We start from the raw sequence: 16,198 nt of genomic DNA, 5'->3' as shown, positions 1-16,198 counted from the left end.
TCCATGCCTATTTAATGCTGTCCCCCATTATAACAGAAAATTGGTGGACAAAGTTACCCTGAAACCTCACATTAGTACAACGAAAGACTAGAATACTTATCAGACAAACACTTACAGGAGGTATATTCTTCTGCTTTTAAATATTGTAAAATATTAGCACAGAGCGTCAGCCCATATGAAAATCAAAGGAGAATACAATATGATACGAAAGCTAACGAAGGATGATCAAGAGCTGCTGATGGCGTTGCTGCGGAAAGAGCCGGCGCTTAATTTATTTATCATTGGCGATGTGGAGAATTTTGGGTTTGAACAGGATTTCATGGATTTGTGGGGAGAGATTGATCCAGCTGACGGGCGGATAAAAGCCGTTCTGCTACGCTTCTATAGAAGCTACCTTCCTTATGCAGATGGCCCTTTTGATGTCGAGGGGTTCGCTGAGATTATCCGAAAGGATAATGACATGCATATGATCTCCGGAGCCTCAGAGGTGGTGAAGGCTTTTGACGGGGAAATTAATTTCAAACAAGTAAAACAGCTGTATTTTGCTGAATTAAAAGATATGAACAATAAAATAAGTGAGTCCTTCTCTTCAGCTGAGCCTATCAAAAAAGCTACAGTTCAGGATGTAGAAGCGATTTGCGCACTCACCGATACCATTGAAGAATTTGAAAGCAGCCGGAATGGTTCAAGAACCAGCCTGCGTAAAACGCTGGAAAGCAACACCGGCCGCACGTATTATATGGAACGGGAAGATAAGGTCATTGTCACAGCTTCAACTTCAGCGGAAAATTCCATGTCAGCGATGATTGTCGGGGTTGCCACACATCAAGCATTCAGAGAGCAAGGCCTTGCTTCGCGCGTAATGGCACAGCTATGTGCAGACCTGCTTCATGAAGGAAAGTCATTATGCCTCTTTTATGACAACCCACATGCCGGAGTTATTTATAAACGACTTGGCTTTCAAGATATCGGTTCATGGACCATCGTTAACATGTAGACCAAATAGTAAAATATCACATTTTTACTTTGCTGCACCATAACTCACGTATATCACGCGACTCATCCCACGTCCGCTCAGCGGCAATATATTCGAATAAAGGCTCGATATAGGGGGCGGCAATCTCGTAGCCGCCTAGGGAACGCAGCTGCGCCAGCAATGGGGGGATTGCGGCGCGCAGCGGAGGTTTATCGCCGCTGTAGTAGGCGATATGCAGGTCTTCCCGGTCGAGCGGGCGTTGCGTCAGGTCCTCATAATGGCTCACGATTAGGTGGGCCAAATAGACCGCGCCTTTAGCGATGACCGGGGATACCAGGAAGCTCGGCAAGGTCCGGTACTCGAAGCCGCCATGCGGCTGAGTCCGGAAATCGCCGAGCACGCCGTATCGGGGACGACGCGCCCCTGCGCGGACGTCTTCGAGCAGAAGCATGGGCAGCGCGAGATAGTTATCGAGCGCGCGCAGCAGCGGCGCCGTCAGCGTCACGCCGCTGAAGTGCAGATGGCCGCCGAGGGCCCAGCCCGTCAGCGGCATGCCTCCCGCCCGCCAGCGCAGCGAGCGGTCGGCGATGAGCCGGTCCGCCAGCGCCGCGGCGGACATCAGCTGCGCCAGCAGTGCGCGCGGTTCCCCGCGCGGCTGAGGGCGCAGCTCGGCGACCGGGAACGCGCCGCGCGTTCCCGGAGGTCCGGCGTCGCAGCCAGCGACGCCGTCCGTGGGCAGGTACCGCGACGCAGGCACGACGCGGCCGGTGGATTCCCGGAGGATGATGAACTCCGGGTCCATACCCATCAGCAAGCCGCTGCGGCCCGGCTGCTCCAGAGCCAGCTCTCGTTCCAGCGCTAACGCTGCGGAACGATAAGGCTCGGGCAATCGTTGCCCGGAGGTCTTTACTAGTGGAGTGACTCCCTCCACCACATACCTCCGGTTCCCCATTGCCCTCAGCAGGACCTCACCGCTATCCAGCCCCAAGCTGTACAGCGTGCGGACAGCAATCCGCTGGAGCAATTTCATCACCCCGCGAAGCTCTCCCCGCACTCGGCCTCCCGTGGTATTGCTCTCGGCATTAGCAAAGCTCACAGCTTCGCTATAATTATCGGTGGCCACACGCATTCCAAGACCCGCTCCAAGCAAAGAGATGTGGAGCACAGTCAAATGATAAACCAATATCTTATAACACTGCCTGTGCCCCTTCTCAGTAGCGTGTGAAGCATATGTATCGACAAAACGTTTTACAGATGGCGTCAGCGTTGCTTCAACTCCGCTTCTAAGCAATCTAGACTCTCTCTCTGCCACAGACAATTCTGAATACACCTTAAGACCTTCATTCATACTCTTTAGCGCCTCCATCCGAGCGTGAACCTTTTTTCATCCTAAAAATAAATAAAAAAAGGAGGGCATTCGCCCTCTACGCCGCCGCACTCCCTACATATAATGGACCATAACCCATTGATACTCAGTTAACGGCGGCGTATCCTTCCTTACAGCTCATCATCCAGATTGTCAGGGTCCAGATCATCGTAATCGAAGCTATCACCTTCAAAATCATAATCCTTGTCTTCTGGATCATCACTTTGCTCAGTGACATACACACGGACTTTGGTCTCAGCCACCAACTCCACTTCGAATTCGCGCTCTACGCGAAGTGTCACACTGCCTCCGCCTGGCGATACGCCCGCTTCTACACAGTTGGGTTCCTGCGTTGCCTCCGCAGAGACCTCAACTGTTGAAGTGCGGTGTCTCGTGTCCAGGTAGGAAAGCGGGATGAGCTCCACATAAGAGACTGTTTCCTTTGCTACCTCGGTCTGCTTGTTCTTGTCGTACGAGTACCAGATGTTTACATCATAAGTACCAATTACTTCGATTCCGTTCCCGGCGGCAACCGCTTCGTATTGGTGGTTGATAATCCAAGCCCCCAAAATACTAGTCGGATGATGTGGCGGAGTCACGGTATGGGTTGCTGTAGAGAACTTACGACCTTTGCCGCAAATTGCCTTCGTAATGATCTCCCTTGTTTGACGTTTATGGCTTAATGACATCTTTGAACCTCCTCCATACAATCATTCACTATCAAGTGTATGCAGGTTCTAGGCATTTGTTGATTGTTAGACTATAAATAAATTTGAGTAAGCCCTCAAGAAGGCTTTTTCAGGAGACTCATAGTTCATTTTATTTCAAAATTTGTACATATATGAGTAGATTCCAAAAATGGTCCAACCTGTTCCAGAGCCATTCCTGACCCCTCAAAAAACCTTAAAACACCAGCTATTGCGGGATTACCCGCACAATTCCAAGCGATCTATGTTTGCTTAAGTCAATAAAATCCTCATCAATATTCACCAGTGGCCGCAAAGGGTCTGTAGCAAGAATCATAACAATTTTTCCTTTTCGCCCATCTGTCAATTCCACTTCGTTCCCTAGCATTGACTGCATTAACTTATTAATAAACACTCTGCAAATATAAGGGTCGAGCTTACCGAACACACTCTCCTCCATTTGCAGTAATACTTCGTATAAAGGAGCCGCTTTGCGATAAAAACGGTCGGAGGTCATCGCGTGAAACACATCAGCCACAGCAACGATTTTACTGAAATCAGTAATCCGGTTCCCAAGCACACCAAATGGATAACCACTGCCGTCCATTCTTTCATGATGCTGTAAGGCTACTAGCGCTTGGGTATGGTTTGTGCCTACCGTATCCCTGATCATCTCATACCCAAAGGTCGTATGCTTTTTCATCAGCTGAAACTCTTCGTCGGATAATGGACCGGGCTTGGTTAATATGTCATCCGGGATTCTCATTTTGCCGATATCATGAAGAGTCGCTGCAATGGTCAACATGCTCAAATCCTCAGACTTTAGCTTCAGCCATTTGCCTAGCAAGGTAGATATTATGCCCACGGCTACATTATGTCTGTATGTATAATCATCTTTGGTCTGCAAAGCAGCCAATACTCCGTAGAAGTCATTCTTTTCGCTTACCTGCTGGATAAACGGAATCACTTCATTTCTAACTTCCAGCATAGGAATTCTTTTATTTTTGTTATGACGAATCTGTTCAAAAATATTCTCAATCGCAGCTGTACAATCATCAATTGCAAGCTGGAAAAATTCCGCGCTATCCAGCTGGACGACGTCATGAGATTCCAGAGTGATCTTATGTTGTCGAATTAATCTAATATGTTCAGCACTCAATAAAGTCAATGCGGGTAAAACAAATACTCCTTTGTCATTAAAGAGGTTAGCTACAAGTTGTTTTCCGATAAATGATTCCATATCTTTGTCCATACGCCTCACCTGCCAATGCGGAAAATTCGTATATGAATTTCCTGCTTGAATTTGAACTCACCCTATAATTGTTAATCCCTTTCGGAGATCAACTTTTAGTTCATACATATTTTATCGTGATTTCAGGGGCGAATGTTAATACTTCACTTTATTAAAGCCTAATTTTAAGCTTTTTTCCGGGTGAGCAAACGTTTCTCAGGCTTATAGCTGACCGGTATTTTATGGCGTTTCGCAATTTTCAAATAAAGTGCCAATTCTCTGCAAAGCTGCAGAATCGCTGATCGCACTTCGAATTCCTCACGTGTCTCCGGCAAATCCATGCTTTCAAATTCTTGTTCAAGCTCTTCCAGCAAATGTTCCGTGCGGCCTGTATATTCTTCAGCCAAAACATCTCCGCTAAGCTGGTCGAACAATTCAGCTACCATCTCTCCATGCGGTAAATGGCGATATACTTGAGAAATCAGCTGCATCATGCTTTGAATCGATTCCAGCTGCTCCTTACGCATATAGAAATAGACATTCCAAGCTTCATCAGGATGAATCACATGATTCTCCATCTCACGAGTAGCGGCAGTCAGTCCCCGCTGCACTGCATTATCCGCATCAATTAATTCTTTGCCATCCCACATATACGCAGGTTCACGCAAAGTACGGGCCATCTGAGTAAAAATAACTGAAAAGTATCTATCCACTTCCTTGCGGATTCCATAAATAACTCCCCCGGTCTGTGGCATGTAAATCAAGTTAACCACCCCCGCTGAACCGAGACCTATGGCCAGAAGCTCTACTTGCTGCAACAACACATGAAGCGATAACTCAGCTTGTCCAAAAACACGAAACACAATAACAGAGCTAGTGACAATCCCTTCCTTGTAGCCGGACTTCACAATCATCGGAAAGCCAACCAGAACGTATAGTCCAAGCACCCAGTAATGAAATCCTAATATCCAAAATAAAATACACCCAAAAAAGAGTCCCACGAGCGAGGCCAAAAAACGCGCCGTTATCGTCCGGAAACTCCTTTTCAAGGTAACCTCCACACCCAAAATGGCTAAAAGCCCTGCACTTTGTGCATTGGGTATGCCTACTGCAGACGCGAGAAGAACGGACATTAACGTCGCAGCAGCTGTTTTAATCACACGAAATCCCATAACCCTATCTCTCCTTAAAAGCACTAACCGTTAATAGGTAAAGATATAGACATGTTACAAGATTTTGTGTACGGACACAACGTTACATTAGACTTACCGCCGGTATAACAAGCGCTTCTCCAGATACACTACCAGTTGATACATTGCCGTTGCTACGGCTGCGATAATCAGCAGACTGGACATCACAAGCGTGAAATTAAACACCTGGAATCCATATATGATCAGGTACCCAAGACCAGATTTTGCTACTAGAAACTCTCCCACGATAACCCCGACCCATGACATACCCACATTCACCTTTAGGGTAGAGACAACCGTTGGAAAAGATGCCGGAAGAATCACTTTAAAAAACACCTGAACTTTAGAAGCTCCAAAAGAACGAACCACCTTCACTAGATTAGGATCCACACTACAAAAGCTATTGTAAACAACAAGTGTAGTAATGATCACCGTAATCGATAAGGTTGTTACAACGATAGCGGTGAAACCCGCCCCGAACATTACGATAAAAATCGGCCCCAAGGCCACCTTCGGCATACTGTTAAAGACAACCATAAACGGATCAAGCACCGCTGATAAAAACGGAGACCACCAAATAATCACTGCCAGCAGCGTTCCTAACAAGGTTCCCAGAACAAACCCTACCGCAGTCTCTCCTACCGTCATCCCCAAATGAGGCCACAAGCTTCCACTGATCATATCCTGCCAAATCTGCTTGAAGATTTTTGTCGGGTAGCTGAACAATAACTCATCAATCCAGCCCATTCTTGCTCCCGCTTCCCACAGCACAAAGAACAGCAGCAACAGACTGCTTCTTACAGCAATTACCTGATTACGCTGGCGCTGCTTTCTTTTTTGAAATCCACATGCATTTGCTGCAGCCACAGTTCACGGGAAGCTAAAACTCCCGCTTGCTCTGTTCGTTTCATTAGCTTTCCCTCCCTGCGATCTCCATCTCTGTCCATACTTCATGAAAAAGCTCCGCAAACCCTGGCTGATCACGCGCATACAGCGGTGGGGCTGAGCGGATTAGCTCCGGAACAGGAAAAACTTTACGAATCTTCCCTGGATTTCGCTGCAATAAAATAACCCTACTGCTGACCGCAATCGCTTCTGACAGATCATGCGTGACCAAAATAGCCGTGGTTCCCCGGCTGCGTAAGGTCTCTGAGACTAAATCCTCCAGCTGAAGTTTGATCTGATAATCAAGTGCCGAGAACGGCTCGTCTAGCAGCAGCAGTCCTGGATTGGTAGCTAATGTTCGTACAAGAGCCACCCGTTGCCGCATCCCTCCGGATAGCTGAGAAGGATAGGCCTGTTCTTTCCCTTCTAATCCCATCTCGCGCAGCAGCTCCAAAGTCCGTTTATGACTTTCCTCGTTTAAGCTTCCGGTCAGCTCCAGTCCAAGCACGGCATTGTCAAGAATACTCCGCCAAGGAAAAAGATAATCCTGCTGCAGCATATATCCAACCTCAGGTGAAGGGCCTAGAATGGGTTGGCCATTTACGAATACTTCACCCTCAGAGGGCTGCAGCAGTCCGGCAATAATCGACAGGAGAGTCGTCTTGCCACAGCCACTTGGGCCTACTAAGCTGACGAACTCTCCTTGCTCGACATTAAGATTTAGATCCTCAACGGCCAGTGAAGCTTCCCGATCGCCGAGATAGGCATGCGTTACTCCCTTTAATTGCACTACTGGAAGCAAGGTCATCCCCTCCTTATAGTTAACAAAATCCTTTTAGGATCTTATCTCTCTTATTTAGAGCCACTGCTCTTTATGGTCTTTTCAGCTTTTTCAGCAAAAGTATTGTTCACGATTTTTTCTGCTGGAACACGTTCTTTAAGTTCACCTGCGTTATCCATAACATCTAGTAGATTATTCCATTCTTCATTATCAACAATCGGATTAATGGCGTAGGTGTCCTGTTCCTTGTAGCGTTTTACAGCAGAAATCACAATGTCACGATCCGTTTTATCAAAATAAGTTATTATGGCATCCGTAATTTCTTCAGGACTATGTTCCTTCACCCAAAGCTGAGCACGCTGTATGGCATTAGTGAACTTTTGCACGGTGTCCCCATTTTTGCTTATATAGCTGTTCTTTGACATGAATACTGTGTAAGGTAAATAACCGCTCTCTACCCCAAACGATGCCACTACAGCTCCCCGGTCTTCTCGTTCGAAGATAGAGGCCTGCGGCTCAAACAGCTGCACATAATCACCAGTACCTGAAGCAAATGCACCGGCAATATTAGCAAAATCGATATTTTGGATCAAGGTAATATCCTTCGCAGGATCAATTCCTTTTTTAGATAAAGTAAACGCGCCTGCCATTTGTGGCATTCCGCCTTTTCTTTGACCTAGGAAGGTAGAGCCCTTCACTTTATCCCAATTAAAATCTCCATCAGCCTTCCGGGCGAACAGGAATGTTCCATCCCTTTGAGTCAGCTGTGCAAAATTAATGACCGGATCATCCGAGCCCTGCTGATACACGTAAATGGAGGTTTCTGAACCAACCAACGCCACATCAATAGCTCCTGAGAGCAATGCAGTCATCGTTTTATCGCCACCGGGAATCGTCTGCAGTTCTACATCCAGCCCTTCATCTTTGAAGAAACCTTGAGTCAAGGCAACATACTCGGGTGCATAAAAGACAGAGCGGGTAACCTCCCCAATCTTCACCTTTACCGTCTCTGACTTTCCGCCGCAACCGGCAAGTACTGAAAAGCATAAAGTAATGATCATGAGCGACAATGACAGCTTTTTCCGAATCTTCATTCTTCATTCTCCTTTCTTACCGGGTCCTTCGCCCTTGCTTAAAGCATATGCACATGCCTACTGAAAGGTTAAAATCCCGAATATCGTGGGGAATTAAAAGAATATCCATGATATCAGCAGTTTTTATTGAATTTATGGATAAATATCACTGGATTTGCTGTTTTTATATCTGTGCAAACGTTTTACCTGAGGATTTGATTACAGTACTATAAGAATTAAAGCGCTTACCATTTCCTTTATAGGAAAATTGCAGCAGAAGGGGTTATTTTATATGGATAAACGAGCAACACCTATCACCAAAAAACACACAATAAACGGACTTTTGGGTCTTAGCTTAACTGCCTTTCTGCTCTCCGGGTGTTCAGGAAATAATAACAATATTTCTTCCTCTGCCTCCCCTTTTCCATCGCCAAAAGCAAATACTGTTCAGGATACTACAACAACTCCCGCTGCAAAAACGATAACTACTGACGAACAACCCTCAACGGTTTATTATGAGATTTTTGTTCGTTCATTCTATGACTCTGACGGGGATGGCATCGGTGACCTCAAAGGGATTACCAAAAAATTAGATTACTTAAATGACGGAAATCCTGACACCACAGACGATCTGGGGATCGGTGGGATTTGGCTTATGCCTATCAACCCTTCACCAAGCTATCATGGTTACGATGTGACTGATTATCGTGCAATCAATCCAGATTATGGGACGATTGAGGATTTACAGGAGCTCGTTACGGAGGCGCATAAACGTGGGATTAAAGTAATTATGGATTTGGTCGTGAATCACACCTCCAAAGAACATCCTTGGTTCGTAGATTCCGCTAAAAATAAGGACAGCAAATATCGCGACTGGTACATATGGGCTGAAGATCAAGGACGTCCTGCGAATGGAGCCAGTGCCGCTGGTAGTGGCAATGCATGGCACTCTTTACTGGGTAGTCATTATCTAGGTGGCTTTTGGGAAGGCATGCCTGATCTAAATTTTGATCATACGGAAGTTCGTAATGAAATGAAGGATATCGGCAAGTTTTGGCTGGAACAAGGGGTTGATGGATTCCGTTTAGACGCTGCTAAACATATTTACGAAGACCTTCTAACCGACAAAAGCCAAGCCACAACCCATAAAAATGTATTTTGGTGGCAGGATTTCCGCAAAGCGATGAATGAAGTGAATCCTCAAGCTTATATTGTTGGTGAAGTATGGGAGAATTCTGCAGTCACCGTAGGGGCTTATTTGGATCAAGCCTTTGACTCCAGCTTTAACTTTGGTTTAGCGGAGACTCTTATTAATTCCGTGAAAACTGAAAAAGACAGCGGGACTGCCTTTACGCTGGAACGTACGTATAATCTGTACTCCAAAATATCTGAGAGCCATTTTACCGATGCGATTTTTTTGACAAATCATGATCAAAACAGAGTCATGAGTCAATTAGACGGCAATCTGGATCATGCAAAAATGGCAGCAGCCCTGCTGTTAACCTTGCCTGGAAATCCTTTTATTTATTATGGTGAAGAAATAGGAATGCTTGGTGTAAAACCAGATGAAGGAATTCGTGAGCCCATGAGATGGATGACAGCGGATCAGGGTGAGGGGCAGACTACTTGGGAGGTCGGCAGCAATAACGCTGATGATGTTAGCATTAATGTCGAAAGCCAGACTAACGACAGCAGCTCACTGCTTAAAAGATACCGCGAACTCATTGCGTTAAGAAACGAAGTCCCTGCGCTCCGTGATGGCGGAATTCGAGACTACACTTCTGGCAATGTAGGGGTAATGGCCTACGAACGTATAACAACAAAGGATCAAGTCCTCGTTGTTCATAACCTAACTGGAGATGAACAAATCATTACGCTTCATCCAAATGTCGAAGGTATCTCTTACACCAAGATCCAAAAGACAACTGCTGACAAAGTGACCTTAAATTCAGATCAGCTTACTCTTCCTCCCTATTCAACGGTTATTGTGAAGTAGGAAAAGAGGAGGAATCTAATACCCACTCTGCCACTGAACTACATAATTGTGCTTTCGATATAGGAAGAGCTACAATCCAGTCTTGGGAAGGATCGCTGCTCATTCGCAGCAACCAGCCACTTGAATGATCGCTTATGAAGCTAGCATACTGAAACTTCCAGCCATTATCACTAGAAATGCAAAGTCGTAATTCTCCCTCTGCGTCGAAGCATTTCATCACTCGTGCAAGATGGTTGGAATGGACGTCATCCCCTGTCTCTGCAGCTAAACACTCTGAGAGACTGTGAACCGTAGAGGAATCCGAGCCTTTTTTCAGCTCCTCAAACCTTTTTTTGACATTAGCAACGCCGGAATCCCGTGAGCAAAGGGCTCCATCGCTCTCTCACATTCGAACAACTCGAGACAAAAGCTCTCTGTTTCATCTCTGCTCTTCAGCACACACGGAGGAGAGTCCGGTGTATTATTGCAGTAGGCTAGTATTTTATCCTTATGTATTTGCAAACACAGATCTTTAGTTTTCTCCTTCTCTCTATATTTGAATCTACCTATCCTTTCTGCTGTAGGCGCAGTATTTAACAATTCATTTAATACTACTTGGTCGGTTACGCGATCTGGAAATAAAAATTCCGTTAAATCCGTTAAATCCGTTCGTTCTTTCTCATTCACATTATTGTATCCTTCCTGTATTACATATAAATGTATATTAAACTAGCAATCTTTATGTTATCATAAGCTAATTTTAAGGTAAAATTAAGAAACAAGGGGTATGATCATTAACATGAAATACTTGTAGCGAGGTGATTTCAAAATGAGAATGCTCATCACATTTCAGAACAAACTTGTACCTGTGTATTTCACAACAGAAAATAAACAGCCCACTCAAAAAGTACTTAGATTACTTAACAGTACGCTGGAGCTCAAAATTCAAAAGGGCAAAAGTGCCCTCCAGAAATGCCTCAATTCTCTGATTAGTATCGAAATTAAAGGCTCTGAAGCTATATTGCACAGTTACAGTGAAAATGATTCATTGGCGCTATCCCTCTATTAATGGAGGGGTAGTTTTTTTGTCACAACATTGCAGTCCTACGCTTCTAATAAAGAGCGTCCTAAGCAACTAAGAATTGCTGCTTAGACTCGTTTTCTTTTTGAAGCTAAACTTGATCCAAAATGACACTCCGTTTGATTTAGATACCATTTGCGCATACATAGCTTCTACTATCAAAATCAGCGACCTTGGTTCTGCTTGGTGCTATTTTGTACTGCTTTGTGCTATTTCATAGCACATTTTAGATTGCTGCTTGCCGGCCATCCCCATAGCCGACTGCTATCGGACCCAGAAGACCTTAATCGCAGCTTTTTGACTCATTTGGAATCCTATTGGACCCCAGAGTCGCTATTGGTACGAAAAACACTAATTATCGACCTCAAAAAGCTGAATAGCTGCGCTGGAGTCCGAAACTCTGCTCTAATGCCCATAACTTCGCATATAACGTCATCTGAGTCCGTTGGCTGCGATGGATGTTTATTACTCGGTGGTGCAGATGTATGTATAGCGGGTTACATGACATTCCAGGGAGTTGTCACTTAACACTATAATAGCCGCTGGGACTCTTGACCATTTTGGAGCTCCCTCTAGCATCTTGATCTAAATCCGAGCCATCATTTGTATTAGATACCATTTACACATACATAGCTTCTACTATTAAAGTATGCGACCTTAGTTCTGTCTGGTTCTGCTTGAGTTCTGCTTGAGTTCTGCATGGTTTGCTTTGGTTCGACTTGGGACTGCTATATAGCAAAATTGAATTGCTGTTTACTGACTAGTCACATAGCTGACTGCTATTGGACTCATTGTTGGATGCTTTCGGACTCAGTTGACCTTAATCGCAGCTTTTTGGCTCATTTGGAATCCTATCGGACCCCAGAGTCACTATTGGCACGAAAATCACTAATTATCGACCTCAAAAAGCTAAATAGCTGCGCTGGTGGACCTCTGTCAAGAAAGTGGACAGTTACGCAACAGACATTCTAGTCAATTGCTCAGCAAAACGAACTGGAGAAAGATACCCCAGCGCGCCATGCATTCGCTTGCGGTTATAATAAAACTCAATATATTGAAAAAGTGTCTGGTAGGCTTGCTCCTTAGTTTTGAATCGTGGATTACAATAAATGAGCTCCTTTTTCAAAATGCTGTGCCACGACTCGATACAGGCGTTATCATAACAGTTACCTCTGCGGCTCATGCTGGACTCCATGCCATACGCTTTCAACTGCTTCGTATATTCATGAGAAGTATATTGAGAACCTCTATCGGAGTGATGTAATAGACCCTTTTCCGGTTGTTTAGCTTCGTAAGCATCTTGTAAGGCGCCCGAAATTAAGCTAGTTTCCATATGGTCCTCCAAGCGCCACCCCACGATTTCACGCGTGCAAAGGTCCATCACACTAGCCAGGTACAAGCGCCCTCCCCGGCAAGGAATGTACGTAATGTCGGTAACCCATACTGAATTGGGTTTGAGTATTTTAAATTGCTGGTTCAGCGTATTCGGGGCAATCGGATGGTCATGATTGGAGTCGGTGGTCTGTACGCGATACGTTTTGGAGACAATGGAGCGAAGCTTCATATGTCGCATGTACACACTCACCGTGCGTTCGGTAACGGTATAACCTTCTTGATGCAACAGGCGGGTGATCTTCGGACTCCCATACCGCTTTTGATGGTCTGCAAAATGATACTGAATTCGCTTCATTATCGCAGCCTTACGAAGCATATGCGTACTGGTTTTTTCTGTCCGCCACTTGTAGTACCCGCTCCGTGACACATGTAGGGTCATGCACATCTTCTCCAAGAGAAACTCGGAGCGATGTTTTTCAATAAACTGGAATCTCAGTTCCTTGGTTTGCTGAAGATGTGCACTGCTTTTTTTACGATCGCTAATTCCTCTTCCACATCGGCAATCTTGTTATCTTTTTCTTGAAGTTGACGTTTCATTTCTTTCAACTGTGCCTCGAGTTCCCGTACTCGATCCAAGCTAGCTGCCGGTTCATTTTTTAGTTCTCGATACTGGCTCATCCATTGATGCAGGGTACTTTTTGGGATGTTGAGCTCTTCCGCCAAGTCGCCCACTGTCTTTGTTTGCTCTTGAATGAACTGCACTGTCTGTTTTTTAAATTCTTCGTTGTACCGTTGTCGATGTTCTCCCATGTGAACACACCTCCGTGGACTCATTATCGCCAGTCTGTTAACTACTGTCCACTTTTTATTCTAGCTTCATGGAGTCCGAAACTCTGCTCTAATGCCCATAATTTCGCATATAACGTCATCTGAGTCCGTTGGCCGCTGAGGATAACTTGGAAGGTGACTTAGTGTGTAACTCGACAAATGACTTTGCATTTGTCAGCAGATTAGAGGTAGCGGGTTACCTGACGCTACAATGTCACTTGCCAAAGTAACGTTTGTGGTCGGTCAGCTTCCTTTGCTGATTCTAAGCTGAAACAATCTGCCCAAGACTAAAAACGCAGAGCAGTGATCCCCCCTTAACGGGAGGATCACTGCTCTGCTATATTTACGGACTTTTTTAACCCAAGGACTCTGTCTCATTCAGCGAAAAATCTACTATTAGGAAGAGCTAAGCAATTATCAGCTGATCTTGTAATTCTTCTGCTCTGCTTTTTCAGCTTTTTGGATTCGAAGTCTAAATAGCTTCACTAAATTCTGACGCGTATGCTCTTCGTGACAGCTGTCCAATTTTTTAATGATAAACCGATCGATGGACATGTCAATCGCTCCTTTTAGATCATTCTGGAACTTATAGAGACAGGAAATTATTTCCTGTTTCTCTTGTATCACCTATTAACCTTGTTTTCATTTTTTCAAACTCCTTGAGCATAAACAAATTTCAATGACAAAAAAATAATTTACAAACAAAAGATTACATGCTATATTAAATATAGTTAATATTAAATACACACATGCAAGGGAGAAATCATAATGTCTAAAGTTCTATTTATTAAAGCAAACAACCGTCCAGCAGAACAATCCGTAAGTGTTAAGCTTTACAATGAATTCTTGGAGAGCTACAAGCTCAACAACCCAGAAGATGAAATCACTGAGCTTGATCTGTTCGCAGAGCAACTTCCATACTACGACAATACCCTGATCACTGGTATGTATAAAGCCGCTCAAGGATACGAAGCAACACCTGAAGAAGCAGCTGGTGCCGCTATCGTTAATAAATATCTAAATCAGTTCATCGCTGCAGATAAGGTAGTATTCGGTTTCCCACTGTGGAACATGACTGTACCTGCTGTATTGCACACTTATGTAGATTACCTTTGCCAAGCTGGTAAAACATTCTCTTACACTGCTGAAGGTCCAGTTGGTCTTTTGACAGGTAAAAAAGCAATCGTTCTGAATGCAAGAGGCGGTATCTACTCTGAAGGTCCTGCAGCAAGTGCTGAAATGGCAGTAAACTTCATCGTTGGTAACCTTAACCTGTGGGGAATTAAAGATATTACACAAGTAATCATCGAAGGCCACAACCAACTTCCAGCACAATCCGCTGAAATCATTGAAAACGGATTGCAACTGGCTAAGGAAACTGCTGCATCCTTCTAAACCATAACCGTTTAGATTCAATTCAATAATTAAGGGCGCCCCTTAGCTGTCAAAAGCTAAGGGGCGCCCTTTTCCAATGTCTATGCCGTTATATCAATTCTTTTTAATATTCATCCAGCTCTTTACGCCATCCGTATCCTCTGGTTCTGGATGAACTCACTTTAGTGGAAGCTGCGCTTTTTCTCTTAAGCTTGGCTTCTTTATTATTTTGGTACAATACTTCTCGTTGTGTTTTTCGGTAGTTGATTAGTCTCTTCTCTTCCAGTTCACCTGTTTGGACTGCTTCAAGTACAGCACAGCCCTCTTCGCGTTCATGACTACAGTTACTAAACCGGCACTTAGTAGCTAGGCCGCTGATATCACTAAAGGCTAGATCAAGACCACCTTCATCTTCCCAGAGCTGCAGCTCCCGCATCCCCGGTGTATCTACGATAATCCCCCCATCCGGCAAAACAAACAGTTCACGGTGGGTAGTAGTATGACGTCCGCGGCTATCCCCTTCTCTAACATCCTGAGTAATCTGAAGGTTCTTCCCGCATAGCCAGTTGACCATTGTCGACTTCCCACAACCGGAGGAGCCCGTTAGAGCTACTGTTTGACCCTCACCAATGTAAGGCAGCAGCTTCTCGCGCCCTTCATCTTGTATTGCACTAACAGCATGTACTGATACTCCGGGAGCCGCGCTCTCCATTTCAGCGATTTTACTGTCTGCATCCGGACAAAGATCCGCTTTAGTGAGTAGAATAACTGGATTTGCCCCACTATTCCAAGCCATGATCAGATATCTCTCCATCCGGCGAACATTAAAGTCATCATTCAACGCGCTGACCAGAAATAACGTGTCTACATTGGAGGCAACAATTTGCTCATCTTGTGTATTTCCTGCGACCTTGCGTGAGATCACACTCTGCCGGGGCAATACGCCATGTATAATTCCATGCTCGCCGCCATCTTGCATTGCTAATGCTACCCAGTCTCCAATGGCAGGAAAATCACCCGAGGCTACAAATGTGTGTCTCAGCTTCCCGGCAAGCTCTCCCCACGTCTCTCCTACATCAGTTAACACTTTGTACTTACTGCCGAAATCACCAACGATTCTCCCGGGTATAAATTGTTTATCCTCTGCATGACTCCACTTTTCATTCCATTTTGTACTCCAGTTTTCATTCCAACCATATTGCTTTATGCTATTCATTCATTTCCTCCTAAAAGATATGTTTATGTTTTTTCTTGCCCCTTGGCGTTTTCCGAGAACACAAAAAGCCGCCGGAAATAAAGACTCCGGCGGCGGTATATAGACATGTGGATTTATTACACCAAATCCAATCTTTCTACACACGCAAAAAAGCCACCGGACCCTATACGGTTCCCGGCGGCTCTAATAAGCGTAATTGAG

General features: G+C 44.9%; 14 protein-coding genes and 1 pseudogene. 4 read left to right on the top strand and 11 right to left on the bottom strand.

Features of this window, described 5'->3' with window-relative positions; all coding sequences use genetic code 11:
* The first annotated feature begins 199 nt into the window (after nt 1-199).
* Nucleotides 200-997: a GNAT family N-acetyltransferase gene (locus tag MHH49_RS23925; RefSeq protein ID WP_038571594.1), complete on the top strand. Its 798-nt coding sequence runs from the start codon at nt 200-202 to the stop codon at nt 995-997.
* Nucleotides 998-1,013: 16 nt separating this feature from the next.
* On the opposite strand, the gene MHH49_RS23920 is transcribed toward MHH49_RS23925, so the two are convergent.
* The 7 genes and pseudogenes from MHH49_RS23920 to MHH49_RS23890 form a co-directional block, all read right to left on the bottom strand.
* Nucleotides 1,014-2,006: a putative amidoligase domain-containing protein gene (locus tag MHH49_RS23920; protein WP_256717803.1), complete on the bottom strand. Its 993-nt coding sequence runs from the start codon at nt 2,004-2,006 to the stop codon at nt 1,014-1,016.
* Nucleotides 2,007-2,473: 467 nt separating this feature from the next.
* Complete coding sequence (locus MHH49_RS23915) at nt 2,474-3,031, bottom strand: outer spore coat protein CotE (protein ID WP_036687755.1); 558 nt, start codon at nt 3,029-3,031, stop codon at nt 2,474-2,476.
* A gap of 226 nt (nt 3,032-3,257) precedes the next feature.
* Nucleotides 3,258-4,280 carry an HD-GYP domain-containing protein gene (locus tag MHH49_RS23910; protein WP_051491532.1) on the bottom strand — a complete coding sequence of 341 codons (1,023 nt, stop codon included), beginning with the start codon at nt 4,278-4,280 and terminating at the stop codon, nt 3,258-3,260.
* A 164-nt stretch (nt 4,281-4,444) separates the two neighbouring features.
* Nucleotides 4,445-5,431 (bottom strand): aromatic acid exporter family protein, encoded by a 987-nt coding sequence (locus MHH49_RS23905; RefSeq protein ID WP_036687757.1) that lies wholly within the window; start codon nt 5,429-5,431, stop codon nt 4,445-4,447.
* A gap of 93 nt (nt 5,432-5,524) precedes the next feature.
* A pseudogene (locus MHH49_RS23900) lies at nt 5,525-6,303 on the bottom strand (ABC transporter permease).
* Nucleotides 6,304-6,359: 56 nt separating this feature from the next.
* Nucleotides 6,360-7,136 (bottom strand): ABC transporter ATP-binding protein, encoded by a 777-nt coding sequence (locus tag MHH49_RS23895; protein ID WP_076142119.1) that lies wholly within the window; start codon nt 7,134-7,136, stop codon nt 6,360-6,362.
* A 50-nt stretch (nt 7,137-7,186) separates the two neighbouring features.
* A complete protein-coding gene (locus MHH49_RS23890; RefSeq protein WP_076213466.1) occupies nt 7,187-8,209 on the bottom strand; it encodes an ABC transporter substrate-binding protein in 1,023 nt (340 codons plus the stop codon).
* Between the two features lie 271 nt (nt 8,210-8,480).
* Here MHH49_RS23890 and MHH49_RS23885 point away from each other — a divergent pair, with 271 nt between their 5' ends.
* Both MHH49_RS23885 and MHH49_RS23880 read left to right on the top strand, forming a co-directional pair.
* Entirely contained in the window at nt 8,481-10,184 is a 1,704-nt protein-coding gene (locus MHH49_RS23885) for an alpha-amylase family glycosyl hydrolase (RefSeq protein WP_341138547.1), read from the top strand.
* A gap of 808 nt (nt 10,185-10,992) precedes the next feature.
* The gene (locus MHH49_RS23880) at nt 10,993-11,232 is read left to right on the top strand and encodes a hypothetical protein (RefSeq protein WP_036687997.1); all 240 of its coding nucleotides are present in this window, start codon (nt 10,993-10,995) and stop codon (nt 11,230-11,232) included.
* 964 nt (nt 11,233-12,196) lie between these two features.
* Here the strand turns inward: MHH49_RS23880 and MHH49_RS23875 are convergent.
* The 3 genes from MHH49_RS23875 to MHH49_RS23865 form a co-directional block, all read right to left on the bottom strand.
* On the bottom strand, nt 12,197-13,060 hold the full coding sequence (locus tag MHH49_RS23875) for an IS3 family transposase (RefSeq protein ID WP_244886534.1): 864 nt from the start codon (nt 13,058-13,060) through the stop codon (nt 12,197-12,199).
* Between the two features lie 11 nt (nt 13,061-13,071).
* Nucleotides 13,072-13,389 carry a transposase gene (locus tag MHH49_RS23870; protein ID WP_038573118.1) on the bottom strand — a complete coding sequence of 106 codons (318 nt, stop codon included), beginning with the start codon at nt 13,387-13,389 and terminating at the stop codon, nt 13,072-13,074.
* Between the two features lie 435 nt (nt 13,390-13,824).
* On the bottom strand, nt 13,825-13,962 hold the full coding sequence (locus tag MHH49_RS23865; RefSeq protein WP_170914292.1) for a hypothetical protein: 138 nt from the start codon (nt 13,960-13,962) through the stop codon (nt 13,825-13,827).
* 213 nt (nt 13,963-14,175) lie between these two features.
* On the opposite strand from MHH49_RS23865, the gene MHH49_RS23860 reads away from it, so the two are divergent.
* The gene (locus tag MHH49_RS23860) at nt 14,176-14,802 is read left to right on the top strand and encodes an FMN-dependent NADH-azoreductase (RefSeq protein WP_038571605.1); all 627 of its coding nucleotides are present in this window, start codon (nt 14,176-14,178) and stop codon (nt 14,800-14,802) included.
* Nucleotides 14,803-14,905: 103 nt separating this feature from the next.
* On the opposite strand, the gene rsgA is transcribed toward MHH49_RS23860, so the two are convergent.
* Nucleotides 14,906-15,997 carry a ribosome small subunit-dependent GTPase A gene (rsgA, locus tag MHH49_RS23855; RefSeq protein WP_038571608.1) on the bottom strand — a complete coding sequence of 364 codons (1,092 nt, stop codon included), beginning with the start codon at nt 15,995-15,997 and terminating at the stop codon, nt 14,906-14,908.
* Nucleotides 15,998-16,198 lie beyond the last annotated feature (201 nt).

Origin of the sequence: Paenibacillus sp. FSL F4-0122 (assembly GCF_038002845.1) — a bacterium.
Lineage (GTDB): Bacteria > Bacillota > Bacilli > Paenibacillales > Paenibacillaceae > Paenibacillus_AQ > Paenibacillus_AQ odorifer.
This window is presented reverse-complemented; position numbering and strand designations above follow the sequence as displayed.

Coding starts and splice junctions, on each gene's coding strand:
- MHH49_RS23925 (WP_038571594.1), top strand. CDS start 200: ATGATACGAAAGCTAACGAAGGATGATCAAGAGCTGCTGATGGCGTTG.
- MHH49_RS23920 (WP_256717803.1), bottom strand. CDS start 2,006: ATGAAATTGCTCCAGCGGATTGCTGTCCGCACGCTGTACAGCTTGGGG.
- MHH49_RS23915 (WP_036687755.1), bottom strand. CDS start 3,031: ATGTCATTAAGCCATAAACGTCAAACAAGGGAGATCATTACGAAGGCA.
- MHH49_RS23910 (WP_051491532.1), bottom strand. CDS start 4,280: ATGGACAAAGATATGGAATCATTTATCGGAAAACAACTTGTAGCTAAC.
- MHH49_RS23905 (WP_036687757.1), bottom strand. CDS start 5,431: ATGGGATTTCGTGTGATTAAAACAGCTGCTGCGACGTTAATGTCCGTT.
- MHH49_RS23890 (WP_076213466.1), bottom strand. CDS start 8,209: ATGAAGATTCGGAAAAAGCTGTCATTGTCGCTCATGATCATTACTTTA.
- MHH49_RS23885 (WP_341138547.1), top strand. CDS start 8,481: ATGGATAAACGAGCAACACCTATCACCAAAAAACACACAATAAACGGA.
- MHH49_RS23880 (WP_036687997.1), top strand. CDS start 10,993: ATGAGAATGCTCATCACATTTCAGAACAAACTTGTACCTGTGTATTTC.
- MHH49_RS23870 (WP_038573118.1), bottom strand. CDS start 13,389: ATGGGAGAACATCGACAACGGTACAACGAAGAATTTAAAAAACAGACA.
- MHH49_RS23865 (WP_170914292.1), bottom strand. CDS start 13,962: ATGTCCATCGATCGGTTTATCATTAAAAAATTGGACAGCTGTCACGAA.
- MHH49_RS23860 (WP_038571605.1), top strand. CDS start 14,176: ATGTCTAAAGTTCTATTTATTAAAGCAAACAACCGTCCAGCAGAACAA.
- rsgA (WP_038571608.1), bottom strand. CDS start 15,997: ATGAATAGCATAAAGCAATATGGTTGGAATGAAAACTGGAGTACAAAA.